Origin of the sequence: Bacillus sp. JJ864, assembly GCF_036963045.1 — a bacterium.
In the GTDB taxonomy this organism is placed as follows: Bacteria; Bacillota; Bacilli; order Bacillales; family Bacillaceae_G; genus Bacillus_A; species Bacillus_A pseudomycoides_C.
The window spans coordinates 53,799-70,171 of sequence record NZ_JBALLY010000032.1; the positions used below are offsets into that span (position 1 = coordinate 53,799).

Annotated in this window: 18 protein-coding genes and 3 pseudogenes; 4 read left to right on the forward strand and 17 right to left on the reverse strand. The window is 34.6% G+C overall.

Annotated features, from left to right (window positions below):
• Positions 1 to 93 precede the first annotated feature (93 nt).
• Positions 94 to 255: a peptidase gene (locus V7024_RS06535; protein WP_090912294.1), complete on the reverse strand. Its 162-nt coding sequence runs from the start codon at positions 253 to 255 to the stop codon at positions 94 to 96.
• 262 nt (positions 256 to 517) lie between these two features.
• Positions 518 to 1,789: an MFS transporter gene (locus V7024_RS06540; protein ID WP_335517276.1), complete on the reverse strand. Its 1,272-nt coding sequence runs from the start codon at positions 1,787 to 1,789 to the stop codon at positions 518 to 520.
• 117 nt (positions 1,790 to 1,906) lie between these two features.
• On the opposite strand from V7024_RS06540, the gene V7024_RS06545 reads away from it, so the two are divergent.
• The 4 genes from V7024_RS06545 (at position 1,907) to V7024_RS06560 (ending at position 4,496) form a co-directional block, all read left to right on the forward strand.
• Positions 1,907 to 3,121 carry a helix-turn-helix domain-containing protein gene (locus tag V7024_RS06545; RefSeq protein WP_335517278.1) on the forward strand — a complete coding sequence of 405 codons (1,215 nt, stop codon included), beginning with the start codon at positions 1,907 to 1,909 and terminating at the stop codon, positions 3,119 to 3,121.
• A 106-nt stretch (positions 3,122 to 3,227) separates the two neighbouring features.
• Positions 3,228 to 3,407, forward strand: a complete 180-nt coding sequence (locus V7024_RS06550; RefSeq protein ID WP_090912300.1) for an H-type small acid-soluble spore protein — start codon at positions 3,228 to 3,230, stop codon at positions 3,405 to 3,407.
• Between the two features lie 169 nt (positions 3,408 to 3,576).
• Entirely contained in the window at positions 3,577 to 3,900 is a 324-nt protein-coding gene (locus V7024_RS06555; RefSeq protein ID WP_335517282.1) for an antibiotic biosynthesis monooxygenase family protein, read from the forward strand.
• Complete coding sequence (locus tag V7024_RS06560; RefSeq protein ID WP_335517285.1) at positions 3,900 to 4,496, forward strand: dienelactone hydrolase family protein; 597 nt, start codon at positions 3,900 to 3,902, stop codon at positions 4,494 to 4,496. The genes V7024_RS06555 and V7024_RS06560 overlap by 1 nt, the downstream gene beginning before the upstream one ends.
• 197 nt (positions 4,497 to 4,693) lie before the next feature.
• Here V7024_RS06560 and V7024_RS06565 read toward each other — a convergent pair whose 3' ends face one another.
• The 15 genes and pseudogenes from V7024_RS06565 to V7024_RS24355 form a co-directional block, all read right to left on the reverse strand.
• Positions 4,694 to 4,900 carry a DUF3951 domain-containing protein gene (locus tag V7024_RS06565; protein WP_335517288.1) on the reverse strand — a complete coding sequence of 69 codons (207 nt, stop codon included), beginning with the start codon at positions 4,898 to 4,900 and terminating at the stop codon, positions 4,694 to 4,696.
• Between the two features lie 113 nt (positions 4,901 to 5,013).
• Positions 5,014 to 5,193: pseudogene (locus V7024_RS06570) on the reverse strand (AzlD domain-containing protein); the annotation flags it as partial.
• A gap of 123 nt (positions 5,194 to 5,316) precedes the next feature.
• Positions 5,317 to 6,090, reverse strand: coding sequence for a flagellar hook-basal body complex protein (locus V7024_RS06575; RefSeq protein WP_335517291.1), 774 nt, complete (start codon positions 6,088 to 6,090; stop codon positions 5,317 to 5,319).
• 46 nt (positions 6,091 to 6,136) lie between these two features.
• Positions 6,137 to 7,408, reverse strand: a complete 1,272-nt coding sequence (flhF, locus tag V7024_RS06580) for a flagellar biosynthesis protein FlhF (RefSeq protein ID WP_335517294.1) — start codon at positions 7,406 to 7,408, stop codon at positions 6,137 to 6,139.
• A 17-nt stretch (positions 7,409 to 7,425) separates the two neighbouring features.
• On the reverse strand, positions 7,426 to 9,492 hold the full coding sequence (locus tag V7024_RS06585; RefSeq protein WP_335517297.1) for a flagellar biosynthesis protein FlhA: 2,067 nt from the start codon (positions 9,490 to 9,492) through the stop codon (positions 7,426 to 7,428).
• A 23-nt stretch (positions 9,493 to 9,515) separates the two neighbouring features.
• Positions 9,516 to 10,562 (reverse strand): flagellar type III secretion system protein FlhB, encoded by a 1,047-nt coding sequence (gene flhB / locus V7024_RS06590; RefSeq protein WP_335517300.1) that lies wholly within the window; start codon positions 10,560 to 10,562, stop codon positions 9,516 to 9,518.
• Between the two features lie 10 nt (positions 10,563 to 10,572).
• Positions 10,573 to 11,334, reverse strand: a complete 762-nt coding sequence (locus V7024_RS06595; protein ID WP_335517302.1) for a flagellar biosynthetic protein FliR — start codon at positions 11,332 to 11,334, stop codon at positions 10,573 to 10,575.
• 16 nt (positions 11,335 to 11,350) lie between these two features.
• On the reverse strand, positions 11,351 to 11,626 hold the full coding sequence (locus V7024_RS06600) for a flagellar biosynthetic protein FliQ (RefSeq protein WP_335517305.1): 276 nt from the start codon (positions 11,624 to 11,626) through the stop codon (positions 11,351 to 11,353).
• A gap of 56 nt (positions 11,627 to 11,682) precedes the next feature.
• Positions 11,683 to 12,441, reverse strand: coding sequence for a flagellar biosynthesis protein flip (locus tag V7024_RS06605; RefSeq protein ID WP_335517309.1), 759 nt, complete (start codon positions 12,439 to 12,441; stop codon positions 11,683 to 11,685).
• Positions 12,438 to 12,761, reverse strand: coding sequence for a flagellar motor switch protein FliN (locus tag V7024_RS06610; protein ID WP_335517313.1), 324 nt, complete (start codon positions 12,759 to 12,761; stop codon positions 12,438 to 12,440). The genes V7024_RS06605 and V7024_RS06610 overlap by 4 nt, the downstream gene beginning before the upstream one ends.
• A 12-nt stretch (positions 12,762 to 12,773) precedes the next feature.
• Complete coding sequence (locus tag V7024_RS06615; RefSeq protein WP_335517317.1) at positions 12,774 to 13,121, reverse strand: FliM/FliN family flagellar motor switch protein; 348 nt, start codon at positions 13,119 to 13,121, stop codon at positions 12,774 to 12,776.
• 17 nt (positions 13,122 to 13,138) lie between these two features.
• Positions 13,139 to 14,125 carry a flagellar motor switch protein FliM gene (gene fliM, locus V7024_RS06620; protein WP_335517320.1) on the reverse strand — a complete coding sequence of 329 codons (987 nt, stop codon included), beginning with the start codon at positions 14,123 to 14,125 and terminating at the stop codon, positions 13,139 to 13,141.
• 14 nt (positions 14,126 to 14,139) lie between these two features.
• A complete protein-coding gene (locus tag V7024_RS06625) occupies positions 14,140 to 14,364 on the reverse strand; it encodes a flagellar motor switch protein FliN (RefSeq protein WP_020060532.1) in 225 nt (74 codons plus the stop codon).
• A gap of 53 nt (positions 14,365 to 14,417) precedes the next feature.
• A pseudogene (locus V7024_RS06630) lies at positions 14,418 to 14,921 on the reverse strand (lytic transglycosylase domain-containing protein); the annotation flags it as partial.
• Between the two features lie 84 nt (positions 14,922 to 15,005).
• A pseudogene (locus V7024_RS24355) lies at positions 15,006 to 15,125 on the reverse strand (lytic transglycosylase domain-containing protein); the annotation flags it as partial.
• Positions 15,126 to 16,373 lie beyond the last annotated feature (1,248 nt).

Genomic DNA, 16,373 nt, shown 5'->3' on the forward strand with positions numbered 1-16,373 from the left:
AAAAACATGATGTTTTATTGAAACACCATGCTTTTTTGTTTACATAATAAAATTATAAGGTTAAAAACATTACGGATTATAGATTTTACGAAATTATTTCCCGTGATGTAACATGAAATCACTTACTTCTTCTTCAATATGGTCTAACTTTGCATTCCCTTCTTTCCATTTATGAATATAACGTGTTACGCCTATAATGAAAGAAACAAAAAGAGAAGAAAGAATAACTCCATATACAGCACTAACCGTACTCATTCCGACACTTCCTTGTAATTGGATTATGATACTAGTATACTCCTTTTTTTCTCCAAATGTAGGAAGTTCATATTTTTGTAACAATGACTGTTCATTTTTATGACATATAGATTATGGTTATGCAGAAAAAAAGAACCTGCACTTACTTTCTCCTTTTGTTTTACCTTGCATGTGACAGGAAAGAGAACTGACCGCTTCTATGCATGGCCAGATGCTCTCGTCCACCAAAAAAAATAGTTTATATCGTTTTTTAAACTTCGATTTATATAGATACTCCCTCTTGCTGCTTAAAATCTTTCCATTGCTTCGTTCCAAAAAACACAACAACAAACAGTCCTAACGTAGATATTAAAATTACATTGTATGCCGGTATATAATCTAAAAGTACACCATACAAAAGAGTTCCAAGTGGAACAATTGCTGTTGCGATCGTTTCAATTAATCCAAATACACGTCCTAAATATTCTGGTGCCGTCGTTTTTTGAACGAATACTTGCAATGGAACGTTAATCGTGATGATATTCACTCCAAATAGGATCATAAGGGTAATGTAATATATAAAAATCATTGTTTTAGATAACGGAAAAAACATCGGAAATACAATACAAAGCAATAATCCTGCTAACATGAAAAGATTCCTGCGAATTGTCCGGAACTTATTTGTTGCTTCCGCTCGAACAGATAAAATAATAGAAGCAATTAGCATCCCAACTGCAAACATTCCTTCAATGACTCCAAATTGCTGAGAGGAAAGTGATAATTTTTGAACGATAATATATGGTAGTGAAACGTTAACTGCACAAAAAAAGAAATTCAGCCAAAATGAAAGTTTTACCATCGAAAAGATGTCACTTTGCTCTTTCACATATACAAAACCTTCTTTTATGCTCGTTAAAAAATGTTTCTTCTCTTCTTTTTTGTCGACTTTATACAAATCAAAGACCATAAATACTTCTACCATCGCCGCAAGAGCAAATGTAATACCATTTAGTAAGAAAAAGAATTTTATAGAAAATAATCCGTATACAAGGCCGCCAATAACCGGTCCTAAAATGGTTGCAAGCGATGTAGCTGTTTGATTTAATGAATTTGCTTTTTGAATACGTGTTGGATCAACTAGAGATGGAATTGAAGATGTTAATGCAATAGAGAAAAAACTTGCACATATTGATAACAGTGCTGCGGAGACATAGATGAAGATCAATGAAAGTCCAAATGAAGTTGAAAGTAAAAACATGGTGAACATAATAAAAGCACTTAATATATCTGCTCCAACAGCAAGCTTCTTTCGATTAATTCGGTCTGCTGCTGCCCCGGCAATTGGTCCGAAAATCAAACGTGGAACGGATCCACAAACAAGTGTAATCGCAAATCCCATTCCAGATCCTGTCGTTTTTAAAACGTATAACCCCATTGCGAACGTATAAATATTTGCTCCAAGCATTGATGATAATTTTCCAATCATCATCAAAACAATATTTCGCGTCGCCATTTTCAATCGTGTATCATCTTGATTTTCTAATACACCCTCCATACAATCACTCTCCCCTTAAAAGTTAAATTGTGTTAAACTTATTATATAATCAATTTTCAGAATTTGGCAATATAAAAGTTTAATTATATTTAACTTTTATGTAAAAGGAGGAGTTCCATGACTACTCTCGGAGAAAAAATTCGGACATTACGAAAAGAAAAAAAACTTACCCAATCTGAACTTGCTGGGACAGAACTAACAAAAAGCATGCTCAGTCAAATTGAAAATGGTAAGGCAACTCCTTCTATGAAAACGTTGCATTATCTTGCTGACAAACTCGGCTGCGATGCGAGCTTTTTGTTAGAAGAAGACTCGATTGAACTCGCTTCTCTTGTACAAAAGATGGAACAATATATAAAAGATATGCGCTTTAAAGATGTCTATGAAATCCTCCATCCTATTGTGCATGATGTACTACCGTCTACATTAAACGTTGCACGTTTATATAAACAATATGCAAAAGTAGCAACTTATATGGGAAACTCCGATGTACATACGTATATCGAAAAAACAATTATCATTTTTGAAAAATACGCTTTATATCGGGAAAGTACAGAAACAAAGCTAATATCCTACTACTCATTGTTTCGACACAAACAATATAATGAGTGCTTACAATTAATTCATTCTATTCGTGACGAATATAAAGAAAAACATTTAGAAATGGATTTAATCATGCAAATTGAGCTTTTTTGGTATGAAGCTATTATTTTATTAGCACTTGGGAATTATGAGGAATGTAAAGCTATCCTTTTACAAACACTTAATTTTTCTAAAGAAAATCAAGTGTACTATAGAATGGATGAGTTTTACCGTATTTTATCTTTTCAAGCTATATTTGTTAAAGATACAGAAGGATATTTACACAATTTAGAGAAAGCAAAGCAATTTGCCACCTTTACAGAAAATACGTTGTCATTAAGCACTCTTCATTTATTAGAAGGTTATTTTCATAATACGATCACGAAACAATATGAAGTAGCACTTTCTCATGTTGAAACATATGGAAAAGAGCTTATCACACAGCTAGAGTCCGAAAAAAACGGCTTTTATTATCTTGAAAAAGGAAAAGCATTATATGGTTTAGAGCGGTATCACGAAGCATTACATGAGTTGGATCAAGTAACATTTCCTGATTATACGCATCATCCAATAGACCAAGCATTACTGACTACAGCAGGCTCTTTTCGTGCACTATGCTATATGCACCTAGAAGATAAAGAACAAGCACTGTATGAAGCACAACAAGCACACAATACTATGCAAGATTACCATGCTCCGGTGTTCTCTTCTTTCACTAAAGAAACATTACAAATGATTCAAAAACTTTAAACTCTCTACCAATTGGTATATTATTCCTTGTTCTTAGGGAAAATAATAGTACAAGAAAACTTCCATCTTGATGATTTACCAATCGGATATAGAGAGGAGTTTGAAAATGAACATTCAAAGAGCGAAAGAAATTTCAGAGTCAATGGAACAAACAAACGTAACATTTCAAGGCATGTCTGTTATGATTCAACATGTCGATGAAACAAATGAAACTGCACGCATATACGAGGCAACAAATCCAAATCGTGAACTTACCGTTCCCATTAACAGCTTAGAGGAAATATAAGAAGCCAATAAACACATAAGCGAGAAGACCCTCATATATTTTTCTCTTTACTGTTTAATATTACATTCATTACGGTAAATGAAATTAATAATTCTCCTGAGTAAAATGACACACTATTCAGATTTCGTGATAAACTTAAAAGAAAACTGAATAGTAAGGAGGCAACATAATGAATAAAGCGCCATACTATGCCGTCATCTTCACTTCCCAGCTATCATCTGAAACTGACGATTACGAAATCATTGCTGATGAAATGGTAAAGCTAGCCGCTAGGCAACCTGGTTTTATCGATGTTGAAAGCGTCCGTAATGAAACTGGATTTGGTATCACTATTTCATACTGGGAATCGCTTGAAGCAATCAATCAGTGGAAAGAACACGCTGCCCATACCGTTGCTAGAAAAAGAGGTAGAGAACAATGGTATGAACAATTTCATACAAGAATTTGTCTTGTTGAAAGAGAGTATCAAGCCATAAAGGAGAAAAAATCTTAATGGAACAGAAAACGGCAATTCTACTCCTACACGAAATATACGGAATCAACGAACATATAGAGCATGTCATTCAGACATTTTCATCCTCGACTATAGACGTGGTTTGTCCAAATTTATTACAGCGCTACTCTCCTTTTGATTACGATCAAGAAACAGAAGCATACTTACATTTTATGAATAACATTGGTTTTGAAAAGGGAAAACAACAGATTGACAGTCTGCTCACTGAACTGCAAAATAACTATGCTTCTGTTGGCGTTCTCGGATTTAGCGTTGGTGCAACAATTGCTTGGTTATGTAGTGAAGATACTAGAATTGATTTTGTTATCGGATGCTATGGTTCACGCATTCGTGATTACACAAATATTGTACCGAAATGCCCGGCGCTTTTATTATTCCCAGCAAACGAAACTAGTTTTTCAGTTTCTGCTTTAATTGGAAGTTTACAAGATAAAAGTCATCAACTTCTAAATATAAAGCAACTGAACGGAGAACACGGATTTCTCGATCCATTTTCTAAAGCATACAACAAAGAAGCTGCAACTCAAGGGTATGAGATTATACGCTCTTTTCTTCAAGACATAACAGAGAAGTAACACCTACTCCTCTGTTATGTTTTTATTTTTTCTTTCGATCCAAATAGGAATCAATAAATAGAGAACGTATGCAAGAAGCATCCAAATTGTAAATGATAGGATTTGCTGTGGTGAAAGTGCTGAGAAGACATGAGAATTTTTATTCCCACGTTTTTTGAAGTTCATATACCTTCCATTTATAGTTCATAAATGTGTAATTATCTATCGTTATCTTTCTCCGCACGTTTTTCCCTATCTCCCTGTTCTTCATGGAACTCCACACGCGATTGTGCGCTAATGGAATCGAACGGCGTGTAGTAAATTTGAGGCGTCACTTTTTGAACAAGCATTTTATATACAGTAAATCCTATTACAAAACAGAGAAATAGCATAAACATAATAACTCCGCTTGCTAGAATAATCATGGCATCCTCCCCTAGAAATCGTTATACTACAAAGTTCGATACAATTTGAGATACTCCTTTTTCTAAACTGTGAAACTTACATCATTGAAAATTTTCTCTAGTCAATTCTTGTTCTAATCATGAAATAGAAAGAAACGCAACAAAAACACCGCTATGACTCCTGTTAGTACAGCCCCAAGCGAACTCCGTGTGAAAATCGCAACGAGAAACGTTGGAATAGCTGCTACTATATAATCTACTTTCACCGTTTCATGCATACATAACGTTTGCGCTAACAATGCAATTGGAACATATCACAATACTCTTCAAACGTACAACCAATAAATACAACTCTTTCAATATCTAATTTCATTTCCCTCACTCCTCTCTTCCTTATTTTAACATACAAAAAAGAAATGCCCTCTGCGGGCATTTCTTTATCTTAATAATTCATTCGATTCTTTATCATACACTTTATCAAATGTTGTCATCACACGTTGCGATGATTGAACCATCCTTTGGTTCGTCATAACATCTACCAATTCTTTCGCCATATCAACGTTAGAGTTTTCTAACATGTAGTTGCGAACAACTGACGTTCCATTTGGTAAATCAGCAATGTTCGTTCCATCTATTGTAAAGCTTTTATCTTCATGCTTTACAAGACGCGCTTTCATAGTTGCATCAACTGATTTTGTTTGTAAACGTCCAATAGTTTGGCGCGTTTCTTCATTATAAAGAGTACCATCTGCTCTCACAGAAAGTTTCGCACCTTCTGGAATACGAATACGATTATTATTACCATCCAGTACATATGCACCAGATGTTGTTTGTAAGTAGCGATCTGCATTTACAGTAAAATGACCATCTTTTGTCATATACGTTTGATTATTTTTTGAAACGACAAAGAAAGAAGCCGCACCCGTATTTCCATCTTCTAAAGCAAAATCAGTAGCACTATTGGTAATTTGTACTGTACCTTGAGTTAAATTTACATGTGTGGCAGCTGGTACAACTGCATAATCAACTGTTCCAATTGCAGTTTCACTTCTATTTACTTGACGGTACGTTTCATGTGTATCAAAAACTCTTGATGTCATTTGATCTGCTTTAAATCCTACTGTTTGGGCATTAGCGATGTTATTTGCATGCACATTTATGTGCTGCATATAGTTCATCATTCCCATAGAACCAACATATAAACCATTCATACTGTAATGAATAAGGCAAAAACCTTATTCTTCACCTCACTCTCTATTATGATATATATAACATTTGTTTTGCTAAATGTTCAGCTGTTGCAATATGCAAGTTTTGGGTAATATTTTGTCCATCTGTTGTAAGGATAATTGGTGCAGATGAAACAGCTGGAATCTTTAGTAGCTCACCACTACTTGCTGTTTCATCAAACTTCGTAAATATAAACCCATCGATACGCACATCTTTGAAGTTTGTAATAATCTCGACCATATCTTTACTTTTCATTGAAGCTGATAACGTTAAGCAAATATAATCTGGTTGAACTTGTTCCATTATTTCAACCATACTTTGTACAGAGTCTAACGTACGATAATTTCTACCAGCTGTATCGATTAAAATATAGTCGACTGGTGCTTCCTCTTTAAAATAGGAAAGTGCTTGCGATATTCCTGCTGCATCACGCACTGCCAAAACTTCTGCCCCAATTACTTTCACATTCTCTTGCAATTGCTGAACCGTTCCAACCCGTGAATGATCTGTTGTAATAAATCCAACCGTTTTATTTTGCTCATATAACTGCCAAGCAATCTTTGCAAGTGTTGTCGTCTTTCCAACACCTGTCGGTCCGATTAACGCAATCGTTTGTACTTCCTTCTCAAACACATTTTCTGTATGAAAATATTCACTCATATCTTCAAAAATAAACTGCAAAACTTCTTCTTCTGTAATCAACGAAGTGTGTTCAAACTTTGCTCGCAGTTTCTTTTCATATACTGCTAAGAAATGCTCTTCCACTTCATTTTGTTCAAGTGTACGCAGTACTTTTTTAATAATGAATGGGACCGATGTCCCTTGCTCAGTTTCTTGTACTGCTCGATTTGCAACATGAGTAGTTACTTCTACTTTTTCTTCTTGTTTTTCTACAGTTTTCATTACAACAAGTCCCTTGTCAAACACTTGCAGTAATTTTTGCTTCTGCTCCACCCACGCTTCACTTTGAGCAAATGGCTTTGGCTTATACGGAATATTATGCGTTTTATTCTCAAGGTCATGTAAAATCGATTGTATCTTCTGCATCTGAATCGTCTCTTGTGATTGTTCTTCTTTTACTTCTGTAGCAACTTGTTCTTGTTTTTCTTCATTTTTTTCAGGAAATTTCACAATCATTTCATATTGCTTTTTCCAAAAGAACGGCATCTTTCGCTTTGCTGTTTCAGCCACAACATAGTAATAGTCATTTCCGTGCTCTTCAAAAAGTTTATGATACAATTCGTTTTTAGAATACGCTTGAATTCGCTTCATGCTTTCATTCTGTGCTGCACTTTCCATATTCTCTCACCTCTGCCTTACTCAATATATGCAATTTGGTCTACCGCAATTTCAGGTGCCAATTCACTGATGCATAGTACCTTCGCTTCTATTTGATAACGGTCAAGTAACCTTACGATACCGAAGCGGAAATCTTTACGACGGGTTAATAAAACTGGATCTCGTCCCATTAAACGAGACTGTTTAAAAATGTTTTGAATTTGATCAATAACACGTGTTTCTTGCTCTAAATCCCAGTTTAATAAATATCCTTGATACGAGTTATTTACGACGTCAGCATCAAGTTCAATTGCATCTGAGAACAACGCTGCATAAATTTTCCCATCATAGTTTTTCGCATGTTCACAAATTACTTTTGAAATACATTCCCGTACAAAAGCAGTAACACCGTCTGCCTGATTTTGATAAATCTCTTTTCCGTCAATAATACCTTCCATAATGGTTGGTAAATCTCGAATGGAAATACCTTCTTTTAACAGTTGCTTCACGACATTCTGAATAAGAGATAAATCGATTTCCTTCTTCTTAATTTCTTCCAATAATACGCCATGATCGTTTTCTAAAGATTGAATTAAATCTTTTACATGCTGACGTTGCAGCAGTTCATGCACATTACGACGAATCACTACATCTAAATGTGTAATTAAAATACTTAGCGGTTCTAACACTTGATAGCCTTTCATTTGTGCATCTTGGACAACATGCTCTAAAATCCAGTAACCATCTTCTCCAAAGATTGGATCTTTTGCTGGTTCAGCATCTAAATCAGCCATAACATTTGGTGTTTTCAGTGCTAATAAATAACCTGACTTTAAAACGCCTTCTGCTACCTTTGCTCCTTTAATACGAATCACATACCGTCCGCGTGGTCTGAAGCTCGTATTATCTTTGAAGTTAATTCCAGGGACATTAATACCTAAATCCGTAATAATCGATTTTCGCATTAATACAACTTTATCTCGCGCTGTTTCCCCGTTAATTTTTTGTTTCACAAGTGCTGCTAAATCCAGACCAAGTTCAACAATAATTGGATATTTATCCGTAAAGACACCAAATGAATCTTCCACTTTCTTCATTTGATCTTCATCACTTTGAATCATCTCTAATTCTTTTTGCAGCTCTTCTTCTTTTTCTTTCTTCAAACGCTGCTTATTGGTGTACCCTAAGAAAATAATTCCACCACCAACAATTAAGAACGGGATAAGTGGTAGCGGTGAAAATACACCCATTGCAATAAATAGGCCTCCAAGTGCATATACAACAACGTCATGGGCCATTAACTCTTTATAAATACCTTCGTTCACCGTATCGTCTGAACCATCAAATACACGTGTAACAATAATCCCTGTCGAAATAGCTAGTAATAGCGAACCGATTTGGTTCACGATTCCATCGCCAATCGTTAATTTTGTAAAATGATAGGCAGCTTCTTGGAATCCCATTCCTTGCTGCATCATCCCAACAATTAAACCAAAAATAATATTCACGAATAAGATAACGATACTAAATATAACGTCGCCTTTTACAAATTTCCCGGCACCGTCCATTGCACCGTAAAACTCTGTTTCCATATTTAATTTCTTACGCTTGTCCTTTGCTTCTGTGTCTGTAATAATGCGCTGATTTAAATCCGCATCAATTGACATCTGTTTCCCTGGCAAAGAATCAAGTGTAAAACGTGCCGCAACTTCTGCTGTACGAGAAGAACCGTTTGCAACAATAAACTGGAAGATAATCAGTACGATAAAAATAACAATACCAATTAATAAGTTTCCGCCAATAACAAACTGACCGAATTCTTCAATAACATGACCAGCATTCCCATTCGTTAAAATAGCTCGCGTCGTCGAAACGTTAATCGAAACACGGAAAATTCCAATCAATAATAGTAATGTTGGGAATGTCTTTAACTCATCCCACTCTTTAATACTCGTTGCCCGCATATACACGAGAACTGCCATACCAAGTAAAAAGACAATAACGACATCTAATATAAATGGCGGCAATGGGATTAAAAGTGCCACGATAAATGACACTGCCAAAAAGATAGAAAAATAAGTTCTTGCTGAATCTATCTTAAACAAACAAAATCTCCTCCAAACGCGCCCTATACTTCAATTTGTTTCGTTTGAATTAAATAGCGCATAACTTCAATAACAGCAACATATAAATCTTCCGGAATCGTTTCATTTTCCTCAACTTGATAATATAACGAACGTGCTAGTGGACGATTTTCCACCATTGGTATATCTTGTTCACGCGCTAACGTTCGCATAAATAATGCCAGCTCATCTTCACCTTTTGCTACAACAATCGGCGCTGCATCAACTAGCTTATCATAACGAAGAGCAACAGAAATGTGAGTTGGGTTGTTCACAATAAAGGTTGCACCGTCCATCTTTTTTGCAATCGCTCCCTGCAAAATCGCATGCATAAAGCTTTTCCGCTTTCCTTTTACTTCTGGATCTCCCTCGTTATCTTTATGCTCTTTTTTCACTTCTTCTTTTTTCATTTTTAAATCTTGTGCATGTTCCCATTTCTGATAAATGAAATCAATAATAGAAACAACAACAAGAATAATCAAAATGGCTAAAAATATATATTTGATTTGCTTCATAATTTCAACAAGTGACGCACTCCAATTAAACCCAATCATGCTCACAAGTTTTTCTAAATTCCGCTTAACTATGACATATGCGACATAGCCAAGAAGAATCATATAAAATAAAGATTTTAAAATATCAACGATACTTCTTCTACTAAACAATCTCGTAAAATAGCTTTTCGGATTAATACGAGATGCTTTCGGTTTAATAATTTTTGCTGAAAATAAAAAACGTACTTGTATCATATAATTCAGCATATGAAATGCATAAACGAGCACAAGAATAGGCACTGATATTTTTAATAGAAGCATACCCATTAAATAAAAGTACTCGGTTGTATTCGTCTTACTTCCAATTTGATCAAATAGCACCGCAACAGAATTGGCAATATCATACCCTAAGCGATTACCAAAAAAATAAATAACTGTTGCTAAAACAAGCACAGAAAACAAGTTATTTAAATCTTTACTCTTGGCAATGTTCCCTTCTTCGCGTGCTTTTTTAATCTTCTGCGGGGTGGCTTTTTCTGTTTTATTATCTTTTGCCATAACCGTCCCTCTATTTCGTTAACAAAAAGTCAAATAGTTTCGTATATTCATCGAGCAATTCGCTTGTCAAATTTTTAAACACATATCCAAACATCGGTACACTCATTGCAATAAATAAAATGCCGCACGTAATTTTTAAAACGTATGCATTCGCAAAAATATTAAGTTGCGGTGCATTTTTTGCAATTAAAATTAATACGAAGTTTATAATGAATAAACAGCCCATAAGCGGAAGTGCAATTTCTACCGCAGACGTAATTGCAAATAATAACGTTGCTAATAAACTATCTAAAAAACTCTTCGTTAATAGTTGTGAAATTGCTTCTGTATATTGAAACGACTTCAAAATTGTCGCAACAAAATAATCCATTCCGCCAAGTGCAACAAAAATAATCGTAAAGAAAATATCAAACATTGTTGAAATTAGTGTCGACTGCGAACCAGCATTCACATCAAACAAACTCGCTTGTGATAAACCTATATCAAAATCTAAAATATGTCCCGCCATCTTGGGAATGTTCCATAAAAACTCGACAATCTTTGAAAGTGTTAACCCAATTACAATTTGTGTACCCGCATAACCGACAATATCCCAGATCGTCTCAATATGAGAAATATTCACTTTGTCAGCGACTGTAACCGATAATCCGAGCCCAAATGTAATTTTCACCATTGCTGGCATGGAACGTCCTGAAAAAAAAGGCAAAAAATACAAAAATGATGTAATACGGCAAAACGCAAAAAACGTCGCAACCCATAAATCCATATTCATTTTCCGTCACCCTTTTTCAATACGAACGCAGCAACGTCGGAATTTTGTCAAATAAATCTAAAACTAATGTTGTAATTTCTTGAAACATCCACGGTCCAAGTATGATAATAACAAGAACAATGCTTGCCATTTTAGGTAAAAACGTAAGTGTTTGTTCTTGTATTTGCATCATTGCCATTAATACCGCAAGAATGATAACAACAATCATACTTACTCCCGCAACCGGAAGTAAAATTTCAAAACCTTTATAGAAAAAAGTTTGAAATATTTCTGTTATTGGTGATATATTCATGCAAATATGACTCCTATCACGTATTGTACAAACAAATTTCTTTCTCTAATCGGCTCTTAAGCAACCGTTTTAAACATAATATCGACGATTTTCGTATATCCACCTAAATATACAAAAACGAGTATTTTAAATGGTAAACTTAAAATCATCGGTGGCACCATCATCATTCCGAGATACATTAGCAATGTACTAACGATTAAATCAATAAAAACAAACGATAAATAAATAAACATCCCTGTTAATAAGCCTTTTTGAATTTGAGTCAATGTAAAAGACGGAACGAGAGTAAATAAAGAAATATCCTTCACATCTTTTGGCAACTCTTCATTTCGAACTTTTAACATCATTTTCAAATCATGTTTATACGTATGCTTTGCCATATAATCTTTCATAATTGGTTCTGTCTTCGTTGCAGCTTGACTCACTGTAATCTTATCTTTCGTCATCGGATCCCAGACATCGCTTTTTAAATGTCCAAGAACAGGCTGCATCGTAAATAACGATAAAAACAGAGCTAATCCAACCAGCACCTGGTTAGGTGGTAAATTCATAACACCGAGTCCTTGACGTGTAATGCCAAGAACAATCATAAAATAAGTAAAGTGCGTAAACAAAAGCACAATAGATGAAGATAGCGATAATAGCGTTACAAGTAGAAAAAGTTGTACACTCGAATTATTCGTAAACTCTTTTCCATTTTCAAAATGAATAAATCCATTTGGTTCTGCGTACGCTGCATTTGCAAAAATAATGCAAAAAACAATAGAAAATGCAAAAATAACACTAATAGAAGATATAATTTTTTTTATTTTCATGATGCATCCTCTACTTTTTTCTGCTGAATTTTTTCCTCTTTTATCGCCTCTTCTAATACTTTATGAAACTGATTTCCTGACAACTGGATGGAATGACTGCCGTTATTACCTATAACAGTAAATACTTGCTTACCATCTACTTCAAATAAGAATGCACTCGTTTGATGGTTGACATACAAGCCATCTTTCACTTGAATCAAACCATTTTCCCCTTGCTTATAAAACTGATGTTTCCTCGTCTTTTTCATCATATAAAAGGCACCATATCCGAGAGCACCAAATAATAATACAACTTGCACCAAGGTTGTCATATAACTCATATGACACCTCCTCTATTCATTCTCATTCGCCGCAGCTAATATCGCTTTTTTCTTATCGGCTTGAATTTCAGAAATGATAATTCCAAAATTTTCATCCATCACAATTGCTTCACCAATTCCCACTTTTTCATCACTTAAATATACATCGACTTTATGCCCTAAGTTTTTTTCTACCTCTAAAATATCACCAACCTTCAGTTTTTTCACATCAGCTAGTGTTACACTTTTCCTGCCAAGTCGCACACCAAGTTCAATAGAGATATCTGAAACTGTTTCAATATGAGCTTTTGATTGCTCATTATACTCTTTTACAACTTCATCTAAATCTACTAACATAACAGAAGATACTTCATGCTTCATATCCTACTCTCCCTCTCTTACTCTACAAAGCTTTTAAATAAAAATGCTTTACGCTGCCCATCTTTTCCGATAAAACAATTAAACTTATGTTTCCCATCAACATACCCACGTAATTGATCTGTTACTTTTGTATGTAATGGGATAATATCGCCTTCCTCAAACTGCTCTAGGTTGCCGATTGTCATCTTCTCTTCACCAATCGCGATATGTATCGGTTTACGAACTTTTTGCACTTCTGTTTCCACTTCTGTAGAATATGTTTTTCGTTTATCAGAAGAGTGTTCAACAATATTCTCTGACGTTAACTTATCCATAATCTCTTCAACAGATAAAAACGGAATGCCTAATCGTACTGTTGTATTCCAATAATCCGTTTTCATATCCACGTTTAACAACGAAATAATGTCACTTGCCGTTGTAATTTTAAGAACATTTGGATCTGTTTCTGTTGCCACAAGGTGCGGTTGTATCTCAATTATACTTTCAAACGATCGTTTTAAATTATCACAAAGAATAGAAAATACATTATCCAATGTAATAAATTCAAATGATGTTAACGGTCTACGAAGTGTAAAATCACGCTTCGGTTCTCCGCCAAGCCAACACTCATGGATATAAATGATGAAAGCTAAATCCATTTCAATAACAATCTCACCAAGATTTGGCAAGCCTAGATCAACAACACAATATAAATAATAATCTTTCGGCATTTTCTCTACATACTCACTCGTAAATGGAACTTGCTCCACTGTCGACGGATCAAGCTCCATTGGAATACGTATTCGGGCTGCAAGCGCTTGAGCCGTCTGTTTTCCAAAGTTCGTCGCGATCGTTTGTAAACTCCGTAAGTGCTCCACACCAAATTTTTCTGGTCTATTAAAATCATATTCTTGAAACTTGCCTTGTTTCTCTGCTTCCTGTGCAAAATCTGGCATTTCTGCCCCTTCATCCATCGCCTTTAACAGCGCGTCAATTTGCTCTTGACTTAATTTATCACCGCTCATGAAAATCCCCTTTCTTATTTCTTCAACTCGACAACTTCAACGTACATTTTGCCGCTTTTTGTCAAAATTTTGCCGGTTCCAATTTCTTCATTTTCTAACATAATACGCACTGTATTTTTCTTGGAATGTTCAAGGCGATACAATGTTCCTTTTGTAATGTGAAGCAGATCATCAATCTTCTTTTTCGTCTTTCCAATTTCAAAATGAATTGTTAGTGGAATATCATCATGTAATTTCATTTCTAGCAACTCCCATATCGTGTTTACAAAATTTCTATTTTATATAAGAAACTTTACTTGGAAACATCAACGTTTAATATTTTTTTAATATATTTTTCTGTTTCTTGAAACGGTGGTACACCCCCATACTTTTTCACATTTCCTGATCCTGCATTATAAGCTGCAAGTGCCAATACGAGATCCCCATTATATTTTTTTAAATATCCCGTTAATTCCTTCACACCACCTTCGATGTTTTCAGCAGGTGAAAATGGATTTTTCACACCTTGTTCCTTCACATTATCTGGCATAAGCTGCATTAACCCCATTGCGCCTGCTGAAGAGACTGTATTTGGATTATAATCTGATTCTACTTCGATCATTTTCTGAATTAACGTTTTGGGAATACCATATGTATTACTTGCTTTTTGAATAATATCCGCATACTTTCCTTCATTCTTAGATCGTACATTTTGAATATTATATTTTTTCGTTAATTCCCACGTATCCATATCCGTGTTTGTTACATCAGAAAAACGACGCGAAAACTCCTGCTGAGCAACTTGCAAAGGTTCCGCATTTTTCACATCCATCTCAGTTGCTACATTTTGATTCTCTCTTACTTGAGAAAGCTTCTTATCCATTTTCACTTCCTTCGCAGTTTCATTTTGAAGTGCCACTCCAAATGAACTACTCATAAAAGCTTTTGGACTACTTAGCTTTTTCTCTATCTGCCCTTTTCTATAAGAAAGAACTTCTTTCACTACATTTCCAATAATCATAATATCACCTTTTAGTTAAATAGAGATAACTTAATATTAGAGTTTTTTATAAAACTTTGCAATAATCTTAAAAAAAAATACGGATAATTAATAAGATTAATTTAAATTTCCCACTAAAAATAAGTAATAACGGATATATTTTACATTTTATATAGATATAAATTGAAAACACCGCTTAAAAAACTTTCTTTTTGGGTGGACGTGAGCATCCGGCTATGGATAGAAGAGGTCAGGGTCTTTCTCTGCCACATGCCAGGTTTAAAACAAAAAACGAGTGCAGATCATATTGCATTGTGCATAGCAGCGACCTATATATATCCAAATTGAAAAGACGACATAAAAACCTCTTTCTTTTAAGGGAGGACAAGAGCATCTGGCCGTGCATAGAAACGGTCAGGGCCTTTTCCTGCCACGGACGAGGTTTCAAACAAAGGGAGCAAGCGAGTACAGGTCATGTTGTAGTCTGCATAGCATCGACTTATATATTGAAAAAATTAAAATAGATTTATAGTACACCATATAGAATGATAGAGAAAATATTCTTATATGCTATCATTTTAAAAAGTACAATAGAAAGAAAAAATAGGTTGCATATACTTTTAAAAAACGTAAAGATTTTTTTTGGCGCATTTATAATGAAGTAACGTCAAAACATACAAAAAACAAATATAGAAGAATTAAGCTTGAAGATTTTATTACTTAGGTACTCCTAAAGAAGAAACAGATAATATTTTTTCTATGTATATATATCCAAATTAAAAAACCGACATAAAAACCTCTTTCTTTTTTGGGGAGGACGAGAGCATCTGGCCGTGCATAGAAGCGGTCATGGCCTTTTCCTGCCACATGCAATGTTTTAAAACAAAGAGCGCAAGCGAGTACAGGTCGTGTTGCAGTCTGTATAACAGCAACTTATATGTTGAAAAATTAAAATTGATATATATAAATATTTTAAACAAAAAAATCACATGTGCCTCTCATGGAATTAATTTAACTTCTACTATTAATAGTAGTTCCCCTATAATAATTCATCGAAAACATAAAAGATTACTCTTATCTATAATCAGATCGCTTGAAACAACAGTAAAATGTAGTCGATGAATAAAATAAAAAATCTCATACCATTTCATTTTCCTTCATATATATAAATTGAAAAAACGGCAAAAAGCCTCTCTTTTTGGGATGGGCAAAACTATCTAGCCATGCATGGAAGCGATTAAGGCCTATTGCTGCCACGTGCCAAGTTTT